General features: G+C 64.3%; 27 protein-coding genes and 1 tRNA gene. 15 read left to right on the forward strand and 13 right to left on the reverse strand.

The window, feature by feature from the left end:
- On the reverse strand, positions 1–757 hold a 757-nt coding region (locus tag Q4G20_RS11080), incomplete at its 3' end, for an elongation factor Tu (RefSeq protein WP_303343514.1).
- Between the two features lie 249 nt (positions 758–1006).
- On the opposite strand from Q4G20_RS11080, the gene Q4G20_RS11085 reads away from it, so the two are divergent.
- From Q4G20_RS11085 to Q4G20_RS11120, 8 genes are all read left to right on the forward strand, one after another.
- Positions 1007–1819 (forward strand): DUF533 domain-containing protein, encoded by an 813-nt coding sequence (locus Q4G20_RS11085; protein ID WP_303343515.1) that lies wholly within the window; start codon positions 1007–1009, stop codon positions 1817–1819.
- A 102-nt stretch (positions 1820–1921) separates the two neighbouring features.
- Positions 1922–2371, forward strand: a complete 450-nt coding sequence (locus Q4G20_RS11090; protein WP_303343516.1) for a cytochrome c — start codon at positions 1922–1924, stop codon at positions 2369–2371.
- Positions 2371–2952, forward strand: a complete 582-nt coding sequence (locus Q4G20_RS11095; RefSeq protein ID WP_303343517.1) for a cytochrome b/b6 domain-containing protein — start codon at positions 2371–2373, stop codon at positions 2950–2952. The genes Q4G20_RS11090 and Q4G20_RS11095 overlap by 1 nt, the downstream gene beginning before the upstream one ends.
- Entirely contained in the window at positions 2949–3803 is an 855-nt protein-coding gene (locus Q4G20_RS11100) for a hypothetical protein (RefSeq protein WP_303343518.1), read from the forward strand. The genes Q4G20_RS11095 and Q4G20_RS11100 overlap by 4 nt, the downstream gene beginning before the upstream one ends.
- A 14-nt stretch (positions 3804–3817) precedes the next feature.
- Entirely contained in the window at positions 3818–5665 is a 1848-nt protein-coding gene (locus Q4G20_RS11105; RefSeq protein WP_303343519.1) for an ABC transporter ATP-binding protein, read from the forward strand.
- A gap of 45 nt (positions 5666–5710) precedes the next feature.
- Positions 5711–5786 (forward strand) — tRNA-Trp (locus tag Q4G20_RS11110).
- A gap of 223 nt (positions 5787–6009) precedes the next feature.
- Positions 6010–7674 carry a formate--tetrahydrofolate ligase gene (locus Q4G20_RS11115; RefSeq protein WP_303343520.1) on the forward strand — a complete coding sequence of 555 codons (1665 nt, stop codon included), beginning with the start codon at positions 6010–6012 and terminating at the stop codon, positions 7672–7674.
- A 62-nt stretch (positions 7675–7736) separates the two neighbouring features.
- Positions 7737–8072 carry a hypothetical protein gene (locus tag Q4G20_RS11120; protein ID WP_303343521.1) on the forward strand — a complete coding sequence of 112 codons (336 nt, stop codon included), beginning with the start codon at positions 7737–7739 and terminating at the stop codon, positions 8070–8072.
- A 6-nt stretch (positions 8073–8078) separates the two neighbouring features.
- Here the strand turns inward: Q4G20_RS11120 and plsY are convergent, their stop codons facing one another.
- From plsY to Q4G20_RS11155, 7 genes are read right to left on the reverse strand one after another with little or no spacing between them, the layout of a single operon-like run.
- Entirely contained in the window at positions 8079–8660 is a 582-nt protein-coding gene (gene plsY / locus Q4G20_RS11125; protein WP_303343522.1) for a glycerol-3-phosphate 1-O-acyltransferase PlsY, read from the reverse strand.
- The gene (gene pyrC / locus Q4G20_RS11130) at positions 8657–9916 is read right to left on the reverse strand and encodes a dihydroorotase (protein ID WP_303343523.1); all 1260 of its coding nucleotides are present in this window, start codon (positions 9914–9916) and stop codon (positions 8657–8659) included. The genes plsY and pyrC overlap by 4 nt, the downstream gene beginning before the upstream one ends.
- Positions 9917–9925: 9 nt before the next feature.
- Positions 9926–10423, reverse strand: coding sequence for a hypothetical protein (locus tag Q4G20_RS11135; protein ID WP_303343524.1), 498 nt, complete (start codon positions 10421–10423; stop codon positions 9926–9928).
- On the reverse strand, positions 10420–10878 hold the full coding sequence (locus Q4G20_RS11140; protein ID WP_303343525.1) for a hypothetical protein: 459 nt from the start codon (positions 10876–10878) through the stop codon (positions 10420–10422). Before Q4G20_RS11140 ends, Q4G20_RS11135 begins: the two co-directional genes overlap by 4 nt.
- Positions 10871–11275, reverse strand: a complete 405-nt coding sequence (locus Q4G20_RS11145; RefSeq protein WP_303343526.1) for a hypothetical protein — start codon at positions 11273–11275, stop codon at positions 10871–10873. The genes Q4G20_RS11140 and Q4G20_RS11145 overlap by 8 nt, the downstream gene beginning before the upstream one ends.
- Complete coding sequence (locus Q4G20_RS11150) at positions 11272–11718, reverse strand: hypothetical protein (RefSeq protein ID WP_303343527.1); 447 nt, start codon at positions 11716–11718, stop codon at positions 11272–11274. Before Q4G20_RS11150 ends, Q4G20_RS11145 begins: the two co-directional genes overlap by 4 nt.
- Positions 11711–12670, reverse strand: coding sequence for an aspartate carbamoyltransferase catalytic subunit (locus Q4G20_RS11155; protein ID WP_303343528.1), 960 nt, complete (start codon positions 12668–12670; stop codon positions 11711–11713). Before Q4G20_RS11155 ends, Q4G20_RS11150 begins: the two co-directional genes overlap by 8 nt.
- 156 nt (positions 12671–12826) lie before the next feature.
- On the opposite strand from Q4G20_RS11155, the gene Q4G20_RS11160 reads away from it, so the two are divergent.
- The 6 genes from Q4G20_RS11160 to Q4G20_RS11185 all read left to right on the forward strand — a co-directional run bounded on the left by Q4G20_RS11160 (position 12827) and on the right by Q4G20_RS11185 (position 17849).
- Positions 12827–14203, forward strand: a complete 1377-nt coding sequence (locus Q4G20_RS11160) for an MATE family efflux transporter (protein ID WP_303343529.1) — start codon at positions 12827–12829, stop codon at positions 14201–14203.
- Positions 14204–14225: 22 nt separating this feature from the next.
- Positions 14226–14462, forward strand: coding sequence for an Lrp/AsnC ligand binding domain-containing protein (locus Q4G20_RS11165; RefSeq protein ID WP_303343530.1), 237 nt, complete (start codon positions 14226–14228; stop codon positions 14460–14462).
- Positions 14462–15157 carry an SDR family oxidoreductase gene (locus tag Q4G20_RS11170; RefSeq protein ID WP_303343531.1) on the forward strand — a complete coding sequence of 232 codons (696 nt, stop codon included), beginning with the start codon at positions 14462–14464 and terminating at the stop codon, positions 15155–15157. The genes Q4G20_RS11165 and Q4G20_RS11170 overlap by 1 nt, the downstream gene beginning before the upstream one ends.
- A complete protein-coding gene (locus Q4G20_RS11175; protein ID WP_303343532.1) occupies positions 15157–16245 on the forward strand; it encodes a pyridoxal phosphate-dependent aminotransferase in 1089 nt (362 codons plus the stop codon). The genes Q4G20_RS11170 and Q4G20_RS11175 overlap by 1 nt, the downstream gene beginning before the upstream one ends.
- A gap of 72 nt (positions 16246–16317) precedes the next feature.
- A complete protein-coding gene (locus Q4G20_RS11180) occupies positions 16318–17001 on the forward strand; it encodes an N-acetylmannosamine-6-phosphate 2-epimerase (RefSeq protein WP_303343533.1) in 684 nt (227 codons plus the stop codon).
- Positions 16998–17849, forward strand: a complete 852-nt coding sequence (locus Q4G20_RS11185) for an ROK family protein (protein WP_303343534.1) — start codon at positions 16998–17000, stop codon at positions 17847–17849. Before Q4G20_RS11180 ends, Q4G20_RS11185 begins: the two co-directional genes overlap by 4 nt.
- Before the next feature lie 17 nt (positions 17850–17866).
- Here Q4G20_RS11185 and Q4G20_RS11190 read toward each other — a convergent pair whose 3' ends face one another.
- From Q4G20_RS11190 to Q4G20_RS11210, 5 genes are all read right to left on the reverse strand, one after another.
- Positions 17867–18784, reverse strand: coding sequence for a dihydrodipicolinate synthase family protein (locus Q4G20_RS11190; RefSeq protein ID WP_303343535.1), 918 nt, complete (start codon positions 18782–18784; stop codon positions 17867–17869).
- 12 nt (positions 18785–18796) lie between these two features.
- Positions 18797–19588, reverse strand: coding sequence for an ABC transporter ATP-binding protein (locus Q4G20_RS11195; RefSeq protein ID WP_303343536.1), 792 nt, complete (start codon positions 19586–19588; stop codon positions 18797–18799).
- Entirely contained in the window at positions 19585–21552 is a 1968-nt protein-coding gene (locus Q4G20_RS11200) for a dipeptide/oligopeptide/nickel ABC transporter permease/ATP-binding protein (protein ID WP_303343537.1), read from the reverse strand. The genes Q4G20_RS11195 and Q4G20_RS11200 overlap by 4 nt, the downstream gene beginning before the upstream one ends.
- Positions 21552–22517 (reverse strand): ABC transporter permease, encoded by a 966-nt coding sequence (locus Q4G20_RS11205; protein WP_303343538.1) that lies wholly within the window; start codon positions 22515–22517, stop codon positions 21552–21554. The genes Q4G20_RS11200 and Q4G20_RS11205 overlap by 1 nt, the downstream gene beginning before the upstream one ends.
- Before the next feature lie 134 nt (positions 22518–22651).
- Positions 22652–24214: an ABC transporter substrate-binding protein gene (locus Q4G20_RS11210; RefSeq protein ID WP_303343539.1), complete on the reverse strand. Its 1563-nt coding sequence runs from the start codon at positions 24212–24214 to the stop codon at positions 22652–22654.
- 126 nt (positions 24215–24340) lie between these two features.
- Between Q4G20_RS11210 and Q4G20_RS11215 the strand changes: the two genes are divergently transcribed.
- Positions 24341–25048 (forward strand): FadR/GntR family transcriptional regulator, encoded by a 708-nt coding sequence (locus Q4G20_RS11215; RefSeq protein WP_303343540.1) that lies wholly within the window; start codon positions 24341–24343, stop codon positions 25046–25048.
- Positions 25049–25061 lie beyond the last annotated feature (13 nt).

A 25061-nucleotide genomic window follows, 5' to 3' on the forward strand; every position in this document is an offset into this window, starting at 1 on the left:
AGGTGGTTTTCTTGGTGTCGCGGATGCCCACGATTTCCAGTTCGTCGCCGACGTTCACCGCGCCGCGTTCCACACGACCGGTCACCACGGTGCCGCGGCCCGAGATCGAGAACACGTCTTCGATCGGCATCAGGAAGGGCTGGTCAACAGCGCGTTCCGGGGTCGGGATGTATTCGTCGACAGCCGCGATCAGCGCGCGGATCGAGTTTTCGCCGATTTCCGGGTCGCGACCTTCCATAGCGGCCAGAGCCGAGCCTTTGACGATCGGAATATCGTCGCCCGGATAGTCGTAGGAGGACAGCAGCTCGCGCACTTCCATCTCGACCAGTTCCAGCAGTTCTTCATCGTCCACCTGGTCAACCTTGTTCAGGTAAACGACCATGTAGGGGATGCCGACCTGACGGCCCAGCAGGATGTGTTCGCGGGTCTGCGGCATCGGGCCGTCAGCGGCGTTCACCACCAGAATCGCGCCGTCCATCTGCGCCGCGCCGGTGATCATGTTCTTCACATAGTCGGCGTGGCCGGGGCAGTCCACATGCGCGTAGTGGCGCGAATCCGATTCATATTCAACGTGAGCGGTCGAAATCGTGATCCCGCGGGCCTTTTCTTCCGGCGCGCCGTCGATCTGGTCATACGCCTTGAAGTCACCAAAATATTTGGTGATCGCCGCCGTCAGTGTCGTCTTGCCGTGGTCAACGTGACCAATCGTCCCGATGTTGACGTGCGGTTTCGTCCGTTCAAACTTTGCCTTTGCCATGTCGGCCTCCTGATCAGCGGGGCATGGCGGTAACGGCCCCGGAGTGAAACGTGCGCCGCGATTTATAGGGCGTGAAAGGAAAAATCAAGGGCGGGAAAGATTAAAGATTGCAGTATTATGATCCTTGACGTGGACGTTCTGCACCCCAATTCTGTGATGTGAATGGCGGGAACCCGGGCTGGAGTCCAGCCGTTTGCGCGTTACACGGCCACCATCCCGGTGGCTGCACCCTTGTAAAAGGACGTTCAGATGAGCCTGATGAAAAGCCTTGCCCGTGTTGCCGCTGGTGTCATGCTGGCCAAAGGTGTCGGCACGATGATGCAAAATCGCCAGCAAAGCAGCACAACCCCGCAACAGGGCGGCGGTCTGCTGAACGATCTTCTGCGCAACAATACCGGTGGCGCCGGGGGCAGCGTCACCGACATGCTGGGTCGCGCTTTGGGCGGCGGTGCTGGCACCGGTCGCCGTTATGGTGGGGCCAATTCTGCGGGCGCGCAGGGCGGTTTGGGCGGCTTGCTGGATCAGTTGGGCGGCCGTGGCGGCGCGGGTCTGGGCGATGTTCTGGGGGGCTTGCTGGGCGGTGCCGCTGGCGGTCTGGCGCAAAAGGATTCGCAGGCGCGCAATGACGCGACCTTTGGGGAATTGTTTAACGATGCCGTCAGCCATACCGGCGAACCCGAGGTTGCACCGACCGCTGAACAAAACGCGCTTGCTGGCCTGATGCTGCGTGCGATGATTCAGGCCGCCAAGGCCGATGGTAAGATTGACGAACGCGAACGCGCGCATCTGATGGGCCAGTTGGGCGATGATCTGGACGATGACGAACGCCAGTTCATTCGTGAACAGATGGCGGCCCCGGTTGATGCGCAGGCTTTGGCCAATGACGTTCCCAAGGGTCTGGAATCACAGGTTTATCTGATGTCGCTGCTGGCGATCAGCTTTGATAACGAAGCCGAGGCGCGCTATCTGAACGACCTTGCCACGGCCATGGGCCTGTCGCGTTCCGCCGTGAACGCGATCCATGACGAAGCGGGCGTCGCGCCGCTGTATAATCGCAGCTGATTTAACCTTTGCGTAACAGGTTTGTGTTACGTTCATTCAAAAGGTTGAACGAATGGTCCCGCTCTGTCACCCTGAGCGGGACTTATTTTACAGGAGTATGTCATGCGCATCGCCACATTTGCCGCCATTGCGGCCCTGATTGCAACGCCGTTGATGGCGCAAACGCCGGATGACGCCATGCAGGCCCGCCAAGGCTATATGAAGCTGGTCGCGGCCGAAATGGGCAAACTGTCGGGCATGGCGCGCGGAGAAATCGCCTTTGATCAGGCGCTTGCCGATGCAGCGGCGGCGAATCTGGCGGCTTTGGGCAGCTATGACGTGGCGCAGTTCTTTGTCGAAGGCACGTCGTCGAATGATCTGGCTGATTCGGACGCCTTGCCCGCGATCTGGGGCGATTTTGCCGATTTTCAGGCGAAATTGGCGGCGTTTTCGGACGCGGCTAAGGGCGCTCCGCAAGCCGTTGCGGATGCGGGCGGCAATCTGGGGCCAGCTCTGCAAGGTCTGGGAACCACCTGCCGCGACTGCCACCAACCCTATCGCCGCGACCGCTGATGCAAACGGGCGCCGATAAGGTCAGGGTCTGGGATCCGTTTTTGCGGATATTTCACTGGCTGCTGGCCGTGTTGGTGATCGCCAACTGGCTGCTGGGTCAATTCGGCCCGGCGGTCATGACGCTGCATTTCTGGCTGGGCTATGCGACTTTGGCGCTGATTGCGATGCGCATTGTCTGGGGCTTTGTCGGGCCGGAAACCGCGCGGTTTACCCATTTTATCCGGGGGCCGGGGGCGGTGATCGACTATGCCCGCCATATGCCCGAACGCCGGCCCAGCCATTGGTTTGGGCATAATCCGCTGGGCGCGCTATCGGTGGTGGCGATTCTGGCGATTTTGCTGTTTCAGATCGCCACCGGGCTGGTCGGTGATCCCGATGATTACATCAATATCGGCCCGTTGGCACCCTATGTCAGCCGGGCGACGACCCGCGCGGCGGTTGGATGGCATCAATGGGGCGCGAATGTCATTCTGGGTCTGGTCGTGCTGCATGTCGCGGTCATCCTGTTTTACCGCCTGTGGAAGCACGAAGATCTGATTCGCCCCATGATCACCGGCTGGAAATGGGTGCGCCGCAGGTGAGCGTCGACGTCGCGCATTTTCAAAACCGGCCTTGGCTGGCGGGATCGGCCGCGGTTTTACGGCCGACCCGGCATGTGCCGACGATGCTGACCGGGCAGGAACAGCGCCTGTATTATTGGTTAACGCACGAACAAGTGGCAGGGCCGGGGGCGATTGTCGATCTGGGTTGTTTTATCGGCGGATCGACGGCGCGGTTGGCGCAGGGCTTGGCCGATGGCGGGCGCGGCGGTGTGATCCATGCCTATGACCGCTTTACGGTGGATGCCGAAACGCGGCGACGTTTTCTGGCCGATCCGGCGCTGCCGCCCATTCCCGGCACCGATATTCTGCCCGCCGCGCGGGAATTGCTGGCGCCTTGGGCCGATGTGATCCGCCTGATCCCCGGTGAAATTCACCACATCGGTTGGGACGCGGCGCATGGGCCGATTGCGCTGTTGATTTTGGATGCGTGCAAACGCACCGAATGGACCGACCAGATGGCGCAGGATTTTTACCCCGATCTGATCGCCGGTCAGTCGATTGTGAACCATCAGGACTTTGGCCAGTGGCATCATTTCTGGGTGGCTGCGCATATGGCGTTGATGGCTGATTTCTTTGAACCTTTGGTTTATGTGCCTGGTGGGTCGATGCTGTTTCGCTGCATCCGGGTGCCGGACCGGGCGCAGCTGCGTGAACGCCGCGTCGCCGATCTGGACGATGCGCAGATGATCGCCGCGCTGCGTCAGGCGCGGCGGTGGTTGCGCGGCTTTGGCGTGGGGCAGATCATTGAAACCATGATTCGCACGGTCGAACAAAACCCCGGTCAGCGGTTTTTCTGGGAATTGAAAAACCCGCATGACATCGCCACGTGATAAAAAGGCCCGCTATGTTCGGTTGGTTTGAACGCCGCATCACCCCCTATCCCGACGCCGCGCCGGATATGCCGCCGCGCGGGTTTTTGGGCTTTATGCTGCATTACACGCAGGGCGCGCGGCTGTGGCTGGTGTTGCTGGCGCTTGGCTCTGGCGCGATTGCGCTGATCGAGGTGATCCTGTTTGGCTGGCTGGGTCAGTTGATCGACCGGCTGGCCGACACCCCGCGCGACCTGTTCTGGTCGCAAGAAGGGGGCCGCATCGCCATGATGGCCGCGGTTCTGCTGATTGCGGCGCCGCTGTTGAATATGGTGAGCACGTTGATTTTGCATCAATCCCTGATGGGCAACCTGCCACAGCGGATCCGTTGGCTGGGGCATCGGTATCTGTTGCGCCAATCGGTCGGTTATTTTCAGGACGAATTCGCCGGTCGCATCGCGCAGCGGCTGATGCAAACCGCGCTTGCCGTGCGCGAGGTGGCGATGAAAATCATGGATGTCGGCAGCTATATCCTGATTTATTTCGTGGGCGCTTTGGTTCTGGCAGCCAGTCAGGATTGGCGGCTGGCGATGCCCTTTGTCGTGTGGGCGGCGGCTTATGGCGCGCTGTTATGGGTGGTGGTGCCGCGTCTGGGCCGCGTGGCCGAGGCGCAGGCCGACGCCCGCAGCGCCATGACCGGGCGGATCGTGGACAGCTATACCAACATCGCGACGGTGAAGCTGTTTTCCCATTCTGACCGCGAAGAACGCTGGATGCGCGACGGCATGGATGGGTTTTTGCAGACGGTTTACCGCCAGATGCGCCTGTCCAGCGGTCAGGATATTGTGCTGAACCTGATCAATGTCTGGCTGCTGGCCGCCGTTGCGGGGATCGGGCTGTGGCTGTGGTCGAACGGCGATATTGCGGTGGGGGCGGTTGCGATTGCGGTGCCTCTGGCCATGCGCATGAACAATATGTCGCATTGGATCATGTGGGAATTCGCCGCGCTGTTTGAAAATATCGGCACGGTCCGCGACGGCATTACGACGCTGGCCATGCCGCGCGATGTGCGTGACGCCCCCGATGCGCGCCCGCTGGAACCCGGCGCGGGGGCGGTGCGGTTTGACAATGTGACCTTCCGCTATGCCGGGGTGGGGCGCAAAATCGCCGTGCTGGACGATCTGACGCTGCACATAAACCCCGGCGAACGGGTGGGGCTGGTCGGGCGGTCCGGGGCCGGAAAATCGACGCTGATCAATCTGTTGCTGCGGTTTTATGATATTCAGGACGGGCGCATTTCGATTGACGGGCAGGATGTCGCGCAGGTCACGCAGGACAGTTTGCGCGCCTCGATCGGGGTGGTGACGCAGGACAGTTCGCTGCTGCATCGGTCGGTGCGCGAAAACATCGCCTATGGTCGCCCCGGCGCGTCGGATGACCAGATCACCCACGCCCTGCGCATGGCCGAGGCGGATGGCTTTGTCCCCGATCTGTCCGACAGCCACGGGCGGCGGGGCCTGGACGCGCATGTCGGTGAACGCGGGGTCAAACTGTCCGGCGGTCAGCGCCAGCGAATCGCCATTGCGCGGGTGGCGTTGAAAGACGCGCCGATCCTGATTCTGGACGAAGCGACCAGCGCCCTGGACAGCGAGGTCGAGGCCGCGATTCAATCCCGTCTGGATGTGCTGATGCAGGGGAAAACCGTGATCGCCATTGCGCATCGCCTGTCCACGATTGCGGCCATGGACCGGCTGATCGTGATGGATCAGGGCCGGATTGTCGAACAGGGCAGCCATTCCGACCTGTTGGCGCAGGGTGGGATTTACGCGCGGCTGTGGGCGCGGCAGTCGGGCGGATTTTTGGCGGCCGATGATGGTGAATAACCCCTTGCGCCGGGGCGCGGGGTGGATTATCCAACCCCACGGCCTAGGGGTATAGCTCAGTTGGTAGAGCATCGGTCTCCAAAACCGAGGGTCGGGGGTTCGAGTCCCTCTGCCCCTGCCAGCCGTTTCCTGACATTGTTGTTTGTCCCTGTTTTTCTTGGGATTTGGGTGTGCCGTGCGGTCCGATGAATAGACCAGCGGCGGTTCCCGGTGATTCGGCTGCCGGTCGGGTGAAGGATGCTGGCCTGTTCCTTGATTCCATGATGATTTTGCCGCATCCTTTACAGCGCCCCAAGGCCCGCCGGCTTCGGCGATGACGCGCCCGCTTTGACAAAGGTGATGCCATGAATGACATAGATATTGCGCGCGCCGCCGCGAAACGCCCGATTGTGGACATCGCGGCGCGGCTGGGGCTGACGGCGGATGACATTCTGCCCTATGGCCATGATAAGGCGAAAATCACCCATGACGCCGTGGCGGGGCTGGCGGATCGGCCGCAGGGGCATCTGGTGCTGGTGACTGCGATCAACCCCACCCCGGCGGGCGAGGGGAAAACCACAACCACCGTCGGGCTGGGCGACGCGCTGAACCTTATTGGCAAACGCGCGACCATCTGCATCCGCGAGGCCAGCCTTGGCCCCAATTTCGGGCAAAAGGGCGGCGCAGCGGGCGGCGGTTACGCCCAAATCGTCCCGATGGAGGATATGAACCTGCATTTTACCGGCGATTTCCACGCCATTACCTCAGCGCATAATCTGCTGGCGGCGATGGTGGATAACCATATTTATTGGGGAAATACGCTGGATATTGACACGCGGCGGATCACCTGGCGGCGGGTCATGGACATGAACGACCGCGCGCTGCGTGATGTGGTCGTGGGACTGGGCGGCGTGGCGAACGGGTTCAGCCGCCCCACCGGTTTCGACATCACCGTCGCGTCCGAGGTGATGGCGATTCTGTGCCTGTCGCGCGATCTGGCCGATTTGCAGGACCGGCTGGGTCGCATCGTCATCGGCTATACCCGTGATCGTCAGCCGGTGACCGCGCGTGATCTGAACGCGGACGGGGCGATGACGGTGCTGTTGCGCGATGCGTTGCAGCCCAATCTGGTGCAGACGCTGGAAAACAACCCGGCTTTGGTGCATGGCGGGCCGTTCGCGAATATCGCCCATGGCTGCAACAGCGTGATCGCCACCCAAGCCGCGCTGCGCATGTCCGATTATGTCGTGACCGAGGCGGGCTTTGGCGCCGATCTGGGCGCGGAAAAGTTTCTGGACATCAAATGTCGGCTGGCGGGGCTGGCGCCGTCGGCTGTGGTGCTGGTGGCGACGATCCGGGCGCTGAAGATGAATGGCGGCGTGGCGCGGGCCGATCTGGGTGCGGAAAACGTTGATGCCGTGGTTCAGGGCTGCGACAATCTGGGGCGGCATATTGAAAACCTGACGGGTTACGGCCTGCCGGTGGTGGTCGCGCTGAACCATTTCGCGGGCGATACCGACGCCGAAATCGCGGCGGTGCGCGAATATTGCGCGGCGCGGGATGTGCGCGCGGTTGTGGCGCGGCATTGGGCCGATGGCGGAGCGGGGGCCACCGATCTGGCCCATGCGGTTGTCGATCTGATCGACGGCGGCGCGGATTTCACCACGCTCTATCCCGATGACATGCCGTTGTGGGACAAAATCGAAACCATCTGCACCCGGATTTACCGCGCGGATCGGGTTGAGGCTGGCCCCGGCGTGCGCGCGCAATTGCAGGCGTGGCAGGATCAGGGCCATGGCGCGATGCCGGTCTGTATCGCAAAAACGCAATACAGTTTCAGCACCGACCCCAATCTGCGCGGCGCGCCCACCGGCCACACCATCCCCGTGCGTGAGGTGCGCCTGAACGCAGGGGCCGGGTTCATCGTCGCAATCTGCGGCGATATTATGACCATGCCCGGCCTGCCGCGTCAGCCCGCCGCGGAAACGATCCGGCTGGATGACCAAGGGCAGGTTCAGGGCCTGTTCTGACCCGAACGTGACTTGCGCCCCGCGAACTGGGATGGCAGGTCGGGCGCAAAACGGGGGCGCGTATGATTTGGGTTCAGCGGCTGGTTGCGGTGGTCTTTGCGGTGGGCGTGGTGACGCTGGCCGTGTTCTATGGCGGGATTGCGTGGCGGGCCGAAGGGGTGCCGACCATGCCGATTTTCATGGGGCTGATGGGTGTGATCGTGCTGATCCTGCTGGCGGGGGCGTGCCTTGCGATGATCTCGGTCGCGCAGTCTGCGCGGCGGGCGGCGGATGCGCTGCAACGGATGGCGAGGCAGGGCGGCGCGTTGCCGGTTCAGACCGACAGCGTGGTGCCGTTCAGCGACAGCGGGCTGGCCACGCCGAAACCGACCACCCGCCGTCTGGTCGCGGAACGCTAAGCCGCGTTATTTTTTCCCGATGCGCGGCTCGGTCCCGTTCATCAGCCGCGTTATATTGGCGCGGTGACGCACGAAAATCAGCACCGCCATGAACGCCGTGACCCCGGCCAGCGGCCACATCCCCATGGCTCCGGCAAAGACCGGCATCAACGCCGCCGCCAGCAGCGCCGACAGCGAACTGATCCGGCTGACCGCCGCCGTCGCCGCCCAGATCGCACAGGCGGTCAGGCCCAGCGGCCAATACAGGGCCAGCACCGTTCCCAGAAATGTGGCCACGCCCTTGCCGCCGTTGAACCGCAGCCACACCGGAAAGCAATGCCCCAGAAACGCCGCGCCGCCCGCCATGATCGCCGCCGTTTCGCCGCCGAAATACCGCGCCAGCAGAACCGCAATCGCGCCTTTGCCGGAATCCAGCAGCAGCGTGGCCAGTGCCGCGCCTTTGTTCCCGGTGCGCAGAACATTGGTCGCGCCGATATTGCCCGACCCGATCTGGCGCAGATCGCCCAGACCCAAGGCCCGCGTGATGACCAGCCCGAACGGAACCGACCCCAAAAGATAGCCAAAAACGGCCCAGATCAGCGCGATCATCCGAATACCCTTTCGCCCGCAACCCAAGTGCCGATGACGCGCCCTTCCATCCGGGCGCCGTCAAAGGGGGTGTTTTTCGATTTCGACAACAGCGTGAACCGATCCAGCACAAAGGGCGCGTTCGGGTCAAACAGCACCAGATCCGCAGGCGCGCCGACCGACAGACGCCCCCCGGGCAGGCCCAGCCGCCGCGCCGGGTTCAGCGACATGGCGCGCCACAATTGCGGCAGGCTCAGCCCGCCCTGATGATAGAGCCGCATCGCCGCCGGCAGCAGCGTTTGCAGGCCAACCGCGCCGGGGGCTGCGGCCTCGAAGGGCAGGCGTTTGGATTCTTCGTCCTGCGGGGTGTGGAAGGATGCGATGACGTCGATCACGCCTTCGGCTACGGCCTGCACCATGGCCAGACGGTCGTCTTCGGACCGTAAGGGCGGGGTGAACCGGAAAAAGGTGCGGTAATCACCGACATCAAATTCGTTCAGTGTCAGATGGTGGATTGAAATGCCCGCCGTCACGTCCAGCCCCGCATCGCGCGCGCGGCGCAGGGCGGGCAGGCTGGCGGCGGTCGTGATCTGATCGGCGTGCCAGCGGCACCCCGTCATCGCGACCAGTGCCAGATCGCGGTCAAGGCCCATCACCTCGGCCATGGGGGACACGGCAGGGATGCCGTAAAGCGACGCGAATTTGCCGCTGGTCGCCGCCGCGCCCTGCGACAGCGCCGCGTCCTGCGGGTGGCCCACGATCAGCGCGCCCATCCCCCGCGCATAGGTCATGCAGCGCCCCAGCAGTTTCGCGTCCCGCACCTGACGCACGCCATCGGTGAACGCAACCGCGCCAAGGTCGGTCATCAGGCCAATCTCGACCATTTCGCGGCCGTCGCGGGATTTGGTCAGCGCGGCCATGTGGCGGATATTGACGGGCGCGTCGGCGGCGCGGCGGGCGACGAAGTCCAAAGCCTCGGGCGTGTCGATGGGGGGCTGGGTGTCGGGGCGCGCGATGATGGTCGTCACGCCCCCCGCCGCCGCGGCCAGCCCGGCAGTGCGGAAGGATTCTTTGTGCCGTTCGCCGGGTTCCCCGATTTTCACGCCCCAGTCGATCAGCCCCGGTGCCAGCACGCGCCCGCCGCAGTCAATCACGGTCGCGCCATCCGGGGCCGCGCCGTCGCGGGCGGTGATCTGGCCACTATCCACGGTCAGAGTGCCGCGGGCGTCCGTCTGGCCTTCGGGGTCGATCAGGCGGGCGTTTTCGAAATGGATCATGTCAGGCCCCTATTCGTTCAGTGCTTGGGCAATCAGATTGGCAATCGCCGCCCCGTTTGGCAGATGCGCCAGCCGGGGCGATTTGCCGCCAAAGTGCAACGTGGACAGATCGCCGGGTTCGGGGTCGATCTGCGGCACCGCTCCGCGCGGCAGGCGCCAATCGCGCAGGCTGCGCGGGTCGCGCGCGTCCAGCGTGATCACGCGGCGATTGGTCACGGCATAGTTCACGCGCCCCATCTGTTTCTGCCGCTGGCGCATCTGGCGAAAGGGGATGCCTGCGACCAGCACCGCGCCCAGCATCCCGGCAAACAGCCAGCCCGCCGCGCTGTGGCTGTCCACCATCCGCGCGATGACCAGCACCGCCAGAAAGCCCACAGCCCCAAGCGCGCCGATCATCCATTCCCGCGATGTGGGCCGGATCAGAGACAGCGACGGATGCGGCTGCCCGGACCAGATCAGAACTTCGCCCGGTTCCAGCATGGGTTTCCATGGAAAGGCGCGGGTCATTGCGCGCCCCGGATCATGGCGGCGGTGTTTGCGGCGTCGGCCTGGTGTTTGATCAGGTGCTTGCGCCCGCCACGGGTCACGATCTGCACATCGCCCATCAGGTTGCGCACGGTGGTGATGTCGGCCAGTTCAAACCGATCATTGCCCGGCGCGATCACGGCGCGGTCGGTCAGCAACCACCGGGCGCGCATGGCGTCGGCGTAGAACCACAGCCCGCGCAGGGTCAGCGCCGCCAGCACGCCCAAAATGCCCGCCCACAGATGATCGGCCCGCCCGATCAGCCACATCACGACGACCACGGCGACCCCGCCCCAGCCGGCCATGGCCAGATGGTCGCGGATGTATCGCGCGCGGTCCGGGGCAAACAGCGCAATCTGGCGTTCGCCATCGGGCAGGCTGGGGGCGGCCAGACGGTCGCGGTATTCGGGCGCGCGGTCGGGTGTGGGGTCAGTCATGGCGGGCGGTCCTGATAGCGGCGGTAATCTGTTCAGCGGCGCGCGTGGGCCGGGGGAGCGAGCGCAGCGCAATCGCCGTATCCGGCCCCATTACGGTCACGTCTCCGGTGATCGAGGTTTTGACCCGCACCACATCGCGCAGCGGGATGGTCTGGCTGCGCATGTCGGACAGCGCGCGGTCGGTCAGCGTCCAGACCTGATGACGCGCCATCAGCCATTGCGCGACGCCGAACACCAGCCCCGCAATCAGCGCGCCAAAGACGATGCGCCCCCAATCGACCGGTCCGTCCGACAGGGTCCGCATCATGCCGATCACCGCGCCGACAACGCCGGTGACAATCGCCGCCCCGCGCAGCGCGCCGATGGCATCGGGGCGAAACTGGACCGGCGCGGTCATGGGGTCACCTGCTGGCGGGCTTGGCGGGCGGTTTCGATCTGGCGGGCCACGTCCGGCGCGCCGTGGATGCAGCGCAGGCGCAGCTTCAGCCCCGGTTGCGCCACGACGATGCCGCCAAACAGGCGGTCGATGCGGACGGGTTCGGCGGCGCTCAGGTCGATGGCACGCCCCCGGCGGTCGTCGATCAGCCGCTGATCCGTCAGCCGCCAGCGGTCGCGCAGACATGACAGCGCCAGCCCGGCAAAGATCGCCAGTGTAAAGATCACGAACTGCACCACCATGGCCGCGGGCGGCGTGGGTTGCCAGCCGGTCAGCCCCATCACCAGCATCAGCACAACATAAATCACGCCATAGATCAGCGCGTCCCGCCCCACGCCGCGCAAAGACGGGCGGGCGGTCGCAATCTCGTGTTCGCCGGGGTTCAGCGCCATCATCTCACGCATCCCCCGCCGCCTGCGCGCCACGTTCCGCGCGCAGGTTGCGCGCCAGCAAATCCAGTGCCGCCATGCGCACCGCGACGCCCATTTCAACCTGATCCTGAATCACGCTGCGGTTGATGTCGTCCGCAATCGTGCCGTCAATTTCAACGCCGCGATTCATCGGGCCGGGATGCATGACAATCGCATCGGGTGCTGCCGCCGACAGTTTCGCCGCGTCCAGCCCCCAGCGGTGATAATATTCGCGTTCCGACGGGATAAAGCCGCCATCCATGCGTTCGCGTTGCAGGCGCAGCATCATCACCACATCCGCGCCCGCCAGACCGGCGCGCATGTCTTCGTACACCTCGACCCCCATATCGGCGGCGCCCGATGGCATCAGCGTGGCTGGCCCCACCAGACGGATGCGGTTTTCCATTTTTCCCAGCAAAATCAAGTTCGACCGCGCCACACGCGAATGTGCAATATCGCCGCAGATCGCGATGGTCAGGCGGTGCAGGCGGCCCTTGGCCCGGCGGATGGTCAGCGCATCCAGCAGCGCCTGCGTCGGGTGTTCGTGCCGCCCGTCGCCCGCGTTCAGAACGGCGCAGTTCACCTTGGACGCCAAGAGATTTACCGCGCCGGAATTGGGGTGGCGCACGACCAACAGATCAGGATGCATCGCGTTCAGCGTCAGCGCCGTGTCGATCAGCGTTTCGCCCTTTTTGACGGATGACTGCGCGACGGCCATATTCATCACATCCGCGCCCAGCCGCTTGCCCGCCAGTTCAAAACTGGCCTGCGTCCGCGTGCTGTTTTCAAAGAACATATTGATCTGCGTCATCCCGGCCAAAGCGTCGGAATGTTTGACCGTCCGCTGATTCAGGGCAACGTAATCATTGGCCAAATCCAAGAGGGTCAGGATTTCGTCCGGCTTAAGGTGGTCAATGCCAAGCAGATGGCGGGCGCGAAAGGTCATGTTGCGGCCTTTTGATCGGGGTTGGGTGATCTATTGCAGATGGGGGCGCGCGCGGCAAGGCGGGGGGCTGTCTGCCCCCCGGCCCCCCGAGGATATTTTCACACAGAAGATGCCCGCAGCTTGTTTCATCACGGTTTTGCCGGTAACGCGGAGGATATGGATATGACCCGTTACCGCCCGCATATTATCGCCACCTTGACGCTGGGTTTGCCGCTGATCGGCAGCCATCTGGCGCGCATGGCCATCGGGGTGGGCGATACGGTGATGGTGGGCTGGTATGGCGTCACCGAGCTGGCCGGGCTGGTCATTGCGACATCGGTTATTCACATCCTGATGTTTCTGGGCATGGGATTTGGCATCGGCCTGTTGGGCGTGATCGCCAGCGACATTGCCGCCGGGCGCGAAACCGAGGTGCGGCGCGGCACCCGCATGGCGCTGTGGCTGTCGGGGGTTTATGGTCTGCTGGTCATGCCGCTGATGTGGTGGTCGCAGCCGGTATTGCTGGCCTTGGGGCAGACGCCTGACACTTCGCTGTTGGCGCAGGATTATCTGCGTGTGGCGGGCTGGGGTCTGGGCGTCGTTCTGGCGCAGATCGCGTTGTCATCTTATCTGGCGGCGATTGAGCGGGCGCAGATTGTGATGTGGGTGACTCTGGCCGGGTTGCCGGCGAATGTGGCGCTGAACTGGGTGTTGATTTTCGGCAATCTGGGCGCGCCGGAATTGGGCGTCACCGGCGCGGCCCTGGCCAGCGTCACCGTGCAGGTTCTGCAATTGCTGGCGCTGATCGGTTATGCGGCGTGGCTGCCGATGGCGCGGAAATACGCGCTGTTCCAGCGGTTCTGGCGTCCTGACTGGCCCGCTATGGCGCAGGTGGCGCGGGTGGGTTTTCCTATCGGCGTCACCATGCTGGCCGAAGGTGGGTTGTTCGTTGCGTCCAACATCATGATGGGCTGGATCGGCACGCTGGAACTGGCCGCCCATGGCATTGCGCTGCAAATCACCGCGATCACGTTTATGGCGCATCTGGGGCTGTCCAATGCCGTGACGGTGCGGGTCGGGCAGGCGCGGGGGCGCGGCGATCCGGTCTGGATGCGCGACGCCGCCGTGACGGCCATTGGCATGTCGCTGATCTTCGCGGCGATCTGCATTGTGATGTATCTGACCATCGGAGGCCCGCTGATCGCGCTGTATCTGGACCCGAACGGCCCGCTTAGCCCCGCCATCATCCGCATTGGCGCGGTGCTGCTGGCCTTTGCCGCGCTGTTTCAGCTGACCGATGCGATGCAGGTCATCGCTTTGGGTTGTCTGCGCGGGGTGCAGGATACGCGCGTGCCGATGTGGATTGCCGGGTTCAGCTATTGGGGGTTGGGGATGCCCGCGGCCTGGGCGTTCGCGTTTCCGTTGGGGATGGGGCCGGGCGGGCTGTGGCTGGGCCTGTGTGTCGGGCTGACATTCGCCGCCGTGCTGCTGATGCTGCGGTTCTGGTCCGGGATGCGGCGCGGGGACTGGACGCGCGGCCACGCGCCTGCATAATGCCCGAAACAGAGGAATCCCCATGCGCCCCGTTTTCGTTCAATTCCGCTGCGCGCCCGGCCAAACCTATCAGGTGGCCGACGCCATTTATGACCGCGAGGTCGTCAGCGAACTGTATTCCACATCCGGCGATTACGACCTGATCGCCAAGGTTTATATCCCCGAAGGCGAGGATGTTGGCCGCTTTCTGGCTGAACGCCTGTTCGATATTGACGGCATCAGCCGCACCCTGACCACCATGACATTCAAGGCGTTTTGATGCCGGTTCTGGTCATCACTGGCGCGTCGGGCGGGATTGGCGCAGCGGTTGCGACGTTGGCCGTTGCGCAGGGCTGGCAGGTGGCGGGCCTGTCGCGGCGGGCGCAGGCCCCGGACGGGGTGCGCGCAATCGCCTGCGATGTGACCGACAGCGCGGCGGTTCAGGCCGCGTTCGATCAGGTGGCGCGGGATTTTGGCCGCGTTGATGTGGTGTTTGCCAATGCCGGGGCCTTTCCCCGCGCCGATACCATCGACCAGATCACCGATGACGAATGGCGCGCGGGGCTGGCCGTCAATCTGGACGGGATGTTTTACACCTGCCGCGCCGCATTCGCGCAGATGCGGGCGCAGTCGCCTCAGGGGGGGCGGATCATCATTAACGGATCGGTCAGCGCGCAGTCGCCGCGTCCCAATGCGTTGGGCTATACCGTGGCGAAACATGCGTTAACCGGGATGACGCGGCAACTGGCCGTGGATGGGCGCGCGTTCGGGATTGCGGCGGGCCAGATCGACATTGGCAACGCCGCAACGGAATTGCTGGCCGGAATTGCCGCCACGCAGGACAATCCCGAACCGATGATGCCGGTGGAACAGGCGGCGGCCTCGGTCCTGCATATGGCGGGGCTGCCTGTGGGCAGCAATGTGCTGACGATGACCGTGATGGCCACGAATATGCCGCTGGTGGGGCGCGGCTGATGCGCTTTGCCCCGATCCCCGACAGCCTGCCCGCGACGGTCCCCTTTACCGGACCCGAGACGTTGGAGCGTCGCGCCGGTCGCCCCTTTGCCGCGCGTCTGGGCGCGAATGAGAACGGCTTTGGCCCCAGCCCCCGCGCGATTGCCGCCATGTCGCGGGCTGCGGCCGAGGTTTGGAAATACGGCGATCCCGACCTGTTCGATCTGAAAACCGCGCTTGCCGCGCAATGCGGCGTGACGCCTGCGCATATCACCGTGGGCGAGGGGATCGACGGCATCCTTGGCAATCTGGTGCGGCTGATGATCGCGCCGGGGGATGCGGTGGTCACATCCGACGGAGCCTATCCGACCTTTAATTACCACGTCGCGGGGTTTGGCGGCGCGCTGCACAAGGTTCCCTATCGCAACGATGCCGAAGACCCTGCGGCCCTGGCCGCCCGCGCGGCGCAGGTGGGCGCGCGGCTGGTCTATCTGGCCAATCCCGACAACCCGATGGGCAGCTGGGTGCCGGGCGCTGACATTGCCGCGATGCTGGACGCGTTGCCGGGGGATTGCCTGCTGGTTCTGGATCAGGCCTATGGCGAATTTGCGCCGGATGACGCGGTGCCGGACATTGCCGCCGATGACCCGCGCGTCATTCGGATGCGCACCTTTTCCAAAGCCTATGGCATGGCGGGCGCGCGCATTGGTTACGCGATTGGCGCGCCGGACCTGATCGCGGGGTTTGACCGCATCCGCAATCATTTCGGCGTCAGCCGCATGGCGCAGGCGGGGGCCTTGGCGGCGCTGAATGACCGCGATTGGCTGGCCCAGACCGTCGCGCAGGTCGCCCGCGCGCGGGACCGGATCGGCGTGATTGCGGCGGAGAATGGTATGCGGGCGCTGCCCTCGGCCACCAATTTCGTCGCCGTGGATACCGGGCGGGATGGCGATTTCGCGCGCAGGGTTGTGGCGGGGCTGGCCGAACTGGGCGTGTTCATTCGGATGCCGGGGGTCGCGCCTCTGGATCGGTGCATCCGCATCAGTTGCGGGCCGGATGCCGAACTGGATGTGCTGGCCGATGCGCTGCCCCGCGTTCTGCGCGGTTAGAGTTTTTTCCGATACCACCCGGCGCGGGGCTGCGGTAACATCAGACATCTGATGTTTGCCAAGGGGGATGCCATGACCGCCACCATAATCCTGGACCGCCTGCGGGGCGGGCTGATCGCTTCGTGCCAGCCGGTCGATGGCGGGCCGATGGATGACCCCGCGATCGTCGCCGCCATGGCGCGCGCGACGGTCGCCGGAGGGGCCTCTGCCCTGCGGATCGAAGGCGTTGCCAATCTGCGCGCCGTGCGTCCCGTGGTCGATGTGCCGATCATCGGGCTGGTCAAACGCGACCTGCCCGACAGCCCGGTGCGCATCACTGTGACCGTGGATGACGCGCGCGCCTTGGCCGATGCGGGGGCGGACATCATCGCCTATGACGGGACGCCGCGCGCGCGGCCGGATGCGCGGGACGCGATTCTGGCGGCGATTTTGGACGCGGGGCGGCTGGCCATGGCGGATTGCGCCACGGTTCAGGATGGCCGCGCGGCATTGGACGGCGGCGCGGCGATCATTGGCACCACGCTGTCGGGTTACACCGCCGAAACCCAAGGGCTGAACACCGGCCCCGATTTCGACCTGATCCGCGCCTTCCGCGCGATGGGCGGTTTTGTGATGGCCGAGGGACGGCTGAACACCCCCGAACTGGCCGCGCAGGCGATTGCGGCAGGCGCGGATGCGGTGACCGTGGGCAGCGCGCTGACCCGGTTGGAACATGTCACCGGCTGGTTTGCGGACGCGATCCGGGGCGCGAAATGACGGTTTCGGGCTGGGCGGTCGATCTGGGCGGCACGAAAACCGCCGCCGCACGGATTGACAACGGCGCGGTGACCGAACGCCGGCAGGTGCCGACTGATCCGAATGCGGGCTGGCAGGCGCAGGTGGATGCCATGGCCGGGTTGCTGGTGGAACTGGGCCACGCGCAGGGCGATCCGCTGGGCGTCGCTGTGGCGGGGCGCGTGGATCGCCACGGCAATTGGCACGCGGTCAACACCGGCACATTTCAGGGCATCACCGCCGCGCCTCTGGGCCGGGTGCTGCGCGAACGGTTTGGCGCCCGGTCGGTTGCGCTGAACGATGCCGCCGCCGCCGCTTTGGCGGAATCGCGGTTGGGCGCGGGGCAGGGGGCGGCGAATTTTGCGTTCCTGACCGTATCCACCGGGGTAGGCGGCGGCATCGTGCTGAACGGGCGGCTGGTGGACAGCGGCAACGGGCTGGCGGGCCATGCGGGCTTTGTGACCTCGCGCCTGTCAGATGCGCAATGCGGGTCGGGCCGCATCGGCACGGTCGAAAGCGTGGCGTCGGGCCGCGCAATCGCCGCCGCCGCCGGTCTGGCTGACGGGCGCGCGGTCTTCGAATCCGGCGCGCATGACGCCATCATCGACCGATCCGCCGCCGCCGTCGCGGGGTTGATCGCGGATATGACATCGCTGTTGGGGCTGGACCGCGTGGCTGTGGGCGGCAGCATCGGATTGGCACCCGGATATCTGCCGCGCGTCATCGCTCATCTGAACGACGAACCGGAATTGTTCCGCCCGCAGGTCGTGGCCGCGCAAATGGGCCATGACAGCGGGCTGATCGGGGCCGTGATTGCGGCGGGGGGCTGACCCCCGCCGCCACCGGATCACAGCATATCGACGTCGTGCAGAATGGCGCGGATCTGGTCCAGAACCTCGCCCTCAAGCGCCTTGACCGGGAACGCCATCGTCCCGGTCGAGATCATGCCAAGCGCCGCCATGGCCGCCTTGAACGCGCCCACACCCGCGGCATCGCCCGAACGGCCCTGCGCGCAAAACACGATTTCAAACAGGCGGTTAAGGTGGTCCTGTTCCTCCATTGCGGCGGTGCCGTCCCCCTCCATTGCGGCGGCCCACAGCCGGACATAGGCGCCCGGATCGACATTCGCCAGACCCGGCACCGCGCCATCGGCACCGATCATCGCCATGGCGTCCACGACGACCTCGTGACCCGTAAACACGGCCAGAGGCGAACCGGCGGCGCGGTTCAGCGCGATCAGGCGGCGGAACCCAACATCATCGCCGGACGAATCCTTAATGCCGACGATGGTGCCTTCGGTCCCCAGATCAACCAGCAGGCTGGCGGGCAGTTTCTTATGCACCCGCACCGGCACGTCATAGGCAAACAGCGGCGCGTCGATCAATTCGCGAATCCGGCGGAAATGATCTGCGATTTCAACGGCATCGTTGATCGCATAGAGCGGCGCGGTCGTCACAATCGCATCCGCCCCGGCGCTGACCAAGGCGCGGCCCGCCTGACCAATGCGCGATGCCGTCAGGTCAATCGCGCCCGCAATCACCGGCACGCGGCCGTCAACGGCCTTGGCCACGGTTTCAACGACCGACAGCCGTTCGGCATCGGTCAGATAGGCGACCTCACCCGTGGAACCCAGCGCGAAAATCCCATCGACGCCCTGTTCGATCAGGTGGTCGGTGTGGCGGGCCAGATCGTCGTGATTGATCGACCCATCCGTATTTAGCGGGGTAACGATCGGCGGGACAATACCGTGAAAATTCAATGTCATAGTCAGCGTTCCTTAGTGGTTCAGCAAGCCCGGCGCTGCGGCCAGCAGCGTGCGGGTATAGTCGTCGCGGGGGGTGCCAAAGACCTGCGCGGCGGTGCCGGATTCGACAATCCGCCCGTTGCGCATGACCACGATGTCATCCGACACATGGCGCATCGTCTGAATGTCGTGGGAAATGAACACCATCCCCAGATTAAGGTCTTTCTTCAGGTCCAGCAGCAGGTTCAGGATCTGCGCGCGCACCGATACGTCAAGCGCGCTGGTCGGTTCATCCGCGACGATCACCTGCGGTTCCAAAGCCAAGGCGCGGGCAATCGCCACCCGCTGCCGCTGACCGCCGGACAGTTGCGCCGGGATCGCGTCCAGCACGGATTGCGGCAGGCCGACCCGCGCAATCAGATCGGACACCCGCGCGCGGCGGGTGGTGGCGTTGCCGATGCCGTGAACCTCCAGCGGGTCGGTCAGGGCGTCGCGCACCAACATGCGCGCGTTCAGCGCCGTGGCGGGGTCTTGGAACACCACCGACACGACGCGCCCTAACCGGCGGCGGGTGGCGGCGTCGAACCGGCGAATCTCGACGCCCGCGAACATCACCTGTCCCGCGCTGGGCTGCACCAGCCCGATCATCACCTTGGCCGCCGTGGATTTGCCCGACCCGGATTCGCCCACGATGCCAAGCACTTGCCCGGGATGAACGGCGAATGACACGTCATCCACGGCGCGGACATAATGCGGCCGGAACAGGGTCGATGCGCGGGTGCGAAAATCAACGCAGACATTGCGTAATTCGATGATGGCGGTCATGGCAGCCTCTGGGTCGGGGCGTCGTCGGGATGGGCGGCATACCAGTGATCGGTGCCGTCGATCCGGCGCATCTGACGCGTCACACCGGCATTACGTGCGGGATCCGACGACCGGGGCGCAAAGCGATCACCCGGCGGGAAATCGCGCGGGCTGGGGACCGTGCCGCGCACTTGGTGCAGGCGTTCGGCCCCGGCCTCGATCGACAGGACAGCGCCCAACAGGCCGCGCGTGTATTCATGCACCGGCTGGGTCAGAATATCGCTGGTCGGTCCCTGTTCGACCATCTGCCCCGCATACATCACCGAAATGCGATGCGAGATTTCCGCAACCAGCGCCAGATCATGCGACACAAACACCATCGCAAAGCCCAGTTCCTGACGCAGCCGGTTCAACAGCTCGATCACCTGTTTCTGAACGGTGACGTCCAGTGCGGTGGTGGGCTCGTCCGCGATCACCAGTTTCGGATCGCGCGTCAGGGCCATGGCGATCAGCACCCGCTGCCGCTGCCCGCCCGACAATTCGTGCGGATAGCTGTTCAGCGTGCGGTCCGGGTCCAGCCCCACCAATTGCAACAGATCATGCGCCGACCGCGTCCCCCCGCGCGAGGTCAATTGCGCCATCTGCGACCGGATCAGCATGGCCGGGTTCAGCGCCGACAGTGCATCCTGATAGATCATGGCGATGCCGCGCCCGCGCAGGGCGTTGCGTTGCCGGGGCGTCATGGTCAGCAGGTTTTCCCCGTTAAACAGGATTTCACCGCGAATCCGCGCTTTGGGGTCCAACAGACCCATGATGGCCAATGCGGTGATGGATTTGCCGCAGCCCGATTCCCCGACCAGCGCCATGGTTTCGCCCGGCCGCACGTCAAAGGAAATGTTGTCCACCACATCCACATCGCCATGCCGGGGAAAGCCGATGGACAGGTTGCGCACCTGCAACAGCGGCGCGTCATCGCCCGGATAGATCAGCCGGTCGCCGCGCGCCAATTCCGCCGCGCGCAACTGCGCCAGACTGTCGGCCAGATCGGGGCCGGGGGTGTGGGCTTCGGGCGCGGCCTCGATTTCGGCCTGCACTTTGGCGGCGCTGACATTGGCGCGGGCGCGGGGGGCGGCCATGGCGTCGGTCATCCCCTCGGCCACGATGTTCAGGGCCAGAACGGTGGTGGTGATCAGCATCCCGGCAAAAAAGGTCGGCCACCACGCGCCGGACATGACCAATTGCCGCCCCGCCGCGATGACGTTGCCCCAGCTGGGTTCGGGGTCAGGAACGCCAGCCTGGATAAAGGACAGGGACGCCTCGAACACAATCGCGTCGGCGACCAGAACCGTGGCAAACACCAGAATCGGGGCCAGACAGTTGCGCGCGACGTGTTTCAGCAAAATACGATGCGTCGGCGCGCCCATCACGCGGACGGCGGCGACGTAATCTTCGCCATATTGGTCGATGATATTCGCGCGGATGACCCGCGTCAGCTGCGGCACATACAGAAAGGCAATCGTCAGCACCAACACCGGCAGCGACTGGCCGAACACCGTGACAAAGACCGCCGCCAGCGCAATCCCCGGAAAGGACATGACCATATCCAGCGCGCGCATCAGCACCTCGGCCAGCCATTGATGCGCAGTCGCGGCAATGGAGGCCAGAACGGCGGCCACGGCCAGCGCAACCCCGGTCGCCGCCAGCCCGATGACCAGCGAATAACGCGCGCCATAGACCAGCCGGGAAAAGATGTCGCGCCCCTGCCGGTCGGTGCCGAACCAATGCGCGGCGTCGGGTGCCGCCGGTCCGCGCGTCAGCCCGGTGGACAGCGGGTTATGCGTGGCGATCAGCGGCGCAAACACCGCAATCAGCGCGACCAGCACCAGAAACACCAGCGCCACCCGCGACGACAGAGGCAGCGACCGCAACGCAGCCAGCCGCAGCCCCGGAACCGACAGCCGTTCGGTCAGACCCGCGCGCAGCATCAGACCGACCGGATGCGCGGGTTGACCAGCACATAAAGCAGGTCAACGATGATGTTGATGACCACAAAGGCCAGCGCGACGGTCAGGGTCACGCCCTGCACCAGATTGGGTTCGTTATTCGTCACCCCGTTCAGGATCAGCATACCCATCCCGTTGATGTTAAAGATGATTTCAATGATGACTGCGCCGCCCATCAGATAACCGATGCGCAGGCCCAGAACCGTGATCGGCGTGATCAGCGCGTTGCGCAGCACGTTGCGCCCCACCACGATCCGGCGCGGGATCCCAGCGCCCAGGGCGGTGCGGACGTAATCTTTGTCCAGTTCCTCGACCACGGCGGTGCGGACGACGCGGGACAACTGCCCGATAACCGGCACGGCCAAGGCAAAGGCCGGCAGCAGCATCCGCAGGAACCAGCCCGACGGATCATCCATAAAGGCCGGCAACCGCCCCGAGGTCGGCAAGATCGGGATCAGCCCCACCCGGTTGCCGAACAGCTGGATCAGCAGCACCGCCAGCCAAAAGGACGGCGTGGACAGCGACGCAATCGACACAATGCGGATGATCTGATCCGGCCAGCCTCCGCGCCAGATCGCCGCGATGATCCCCAGCACCAGCGCCGATGCCACCGCGATAATCAGCCCCAGAAAGGTCAGTTGCAGCGTGATCGGAAAGGCGCGCGCGACTTCGTCAATCACGGGCAGTTGCCGCGCGGAATAGGTTCCCAGATCGCCCTGCAACAGCCCGCCCAGAAAACTGACATAGCGCGTCAGCAGCGGGTCATCCAAGCCATGCGCCAGACGATAGGCGGCCCGCGCATCGAGCGAGGCCCCTTCGCCCAGCGCGGTAATCGCCGGGTCGATTTTGGAAAACGACATGATGAAGAACACCAAAAAGGTGATGCCCAGAATCATCACCGGCAACTGGATCAGCCGACGACCGATCAGGTTCAACATGTTCATCATAATGGCGGCTTCTTTTCTTGATCTTGGTTAGCGGACCCCGACAAGGGGGGAGGGGCCGGGGTCCGTGACCGGCCACATGATGTGGTATCAGATGGCCGGTATCAGGGGGCGGCCCGCATGGGACCGCCCGCAGCTTATTTCGCCACGCCCACATCCAGGAAGGACAGGCCCGTGGTCGGAACCGGCGCAAAGCCAACCAGTTCGCCGTCATTCCACGCCGTCGGCAACATGCGGTGGAACAGCGGATACAACGGGACTTCGTTCGACAAGAGGTCAAACGCTTCGTTCCACTTGGCCTGTTGGGCGTCGCCATCCAGTTGCTGCGCCTCGGCCAGCGTGGCGGTCAGGGTTTTGTAACCCTCGCTGTCGGCCCAGCGGTAACGTGTGGTCGGCCAGATGTTGTCGCCATACCACCACTGCATCAGAATGTCGGGGTCGTTGCCGAACACCGACGGGTCGCCCGGCGCGATCATGACCTGCATGTCGCCCGCATCAACCTTGCCATACTGACCGCCCGACTGGCCGATGTCCAAGGTCGTCTGGAAGCCAACGGCGTTCAGCGATTCCTGAATGATCGGGGCCACGTCGCGGACCCAGCCGTGATCGGTGGACATCAGCGTGATGGCGGGGTTTGCCTCGCCCGCATCGGCCAGCAGGGCGCGCGCTTTATCGGGGTCATAGGTGTAAACCGTTGACGCCTGATGATAATTCGGATGCGTTTCCGGCAGGAACGACGACGCAGCGGTCGCGTTGTCCAGCATCCCGGTGCCGATGATCTTGTCCATGTCCAAGGCATAGAAGAACGCCTGACGCACACGCACATCATCAAAGGGTTCGGCCTGCGTGTTGAACATCGCAAACAACAGCCCAAACGACTGCGCCTTTTCCAGCGTTTCCGATGCGGCCACCATGTCGGCATCGACATAAGGCACATCTTCGATCGCCATCACCGTCCCCGAGGTCAGCGCGTTCACACGCGCAGTCGGGTCGGAAATCAGGTTCCAGACCATTTCGGCGGCCTTGGCCGGGCGCGGGCCGGTATAGGCGTCAAAGCGTTCAAAGATGATTTTGTCTTCGGGAACCGCCGAAATCATCTTATAGGGGCCGGTGCCGACCGGGGATTTGCCAAAACCTTCGGCGTCCGATTCGATCAGCGCCTTCGGCACGATTTTCACCGAACCCAGACGTTCGTTGAACAGGCTGAACGGGTATTTCGTGGTGATTTTGACGGTGGTGTCGTCAACCGCCTCGACGCTGTCGATAAAGGCCACGAACGACCGGAACAGCGATTTCGATTCCGGGTCCAGAACGCGGTTAAAGCTGAACACAACATCATCTGCCGTCACAGCATCGCCGTTGTGGAACACCGCACCATCGCGCAGTTTGATGGTGTAGGTGGTGCCGTCATCGGTTGCGGGCATCGCAGCGGCCAGCGCGGCATAGGGCTGGCGCGTCACCGGGTCCAGATCAACCAGACCTTCGAATGTGTGCCAGTTGGCGCCCAGCGTCACCGCGCCCGATGCGTTCAGCGGATCAAACGTGCCGGACAGGCCATAGGCGATCGCGGCCTGAATGGTCGCGTCGGGGTTCACCTCTTGCGCAAACGCGCCGGTGGTGGGCAGCGCAAAGGCCATGCCAGCCACAAGGCCGGTGGCCAGCAAAGCGCGGCGCGAAATTCCGTAATAGACGTTTTTCATAACTACCTCCCAGTCAGTTGACATCTGACGTCTGATGAATGTTAGACTCATCCCAATCCAACATGCAAGCATCTTGCACAAACAGGTTAATAAATCGAAAACGCCGTTTTGATCCGGGGGGGAGCCATGCCGATTCTTCGTGACAAGCGCCGTAATGCCGCGGCGGAACAGATCAAGTCGCTGATCTTGGCGCGCGGGCTGCGTCCGGGTGATCTGATGCCGACCGAAACCGACTTATGCGCCGAATTGGGCATATCGCGGTCATCCCTGCGCGAAGCGATGCGCACCCTGACCGCCCTTGATATCGTTGAGGTTCGCCACGGTCACGGCACCGTCGTGGGGCAAATGAGCCTGGATTCGCTGGTCGAAACGCTGGTGTTCCGGGGCGTCTTGTCGCGGGGCGATGATCTGGCTGTTCTGCGCGAGGTGGTGGAACTGCGCTGCGCCCTTGATCTGGCCATGGCCGATGCGGTGATGGCGGCGCATCAGGGGCGCGATGACGCATCGCTGGCCGAATTGGTCGCGCAGATGATTGACCGCGCGAATCGAGGCGAAACTTTCGTGCAGGCGGATCGGCAGTTTCACACCGAATTGCTGGCCCCCATCAACAACACGCTGGCCGGGCAAATGGTCGCGGCGTTTTGGGACATTCACACGGCGGTGCTGCCGCGTCTGGGGCTGGCGCTGCCCGCCGATCTGCGCCAGACGGCGCGGGCGCATGGGGAATTGCTGCGCGCAGCGCAGGCAGGGGACGCCGCGGCCTATCGCGCGGCGGTGCTGGATCATTACGAACCACTGCAGCGGATGCTGCGGGACGGTGACGCGGGCCGGTGATCCGACGCGCCGC

The sequence above is a fragment of the Paracoccus sp. (in: a-proteobacteria) genome, assembly GCF_030538495.1.
Lineage (GTDB): Bacteria > Pseudomonadota > Alphaproteobacteria > Rhodobacterales > Rhodobacteraceae > Paracoccus.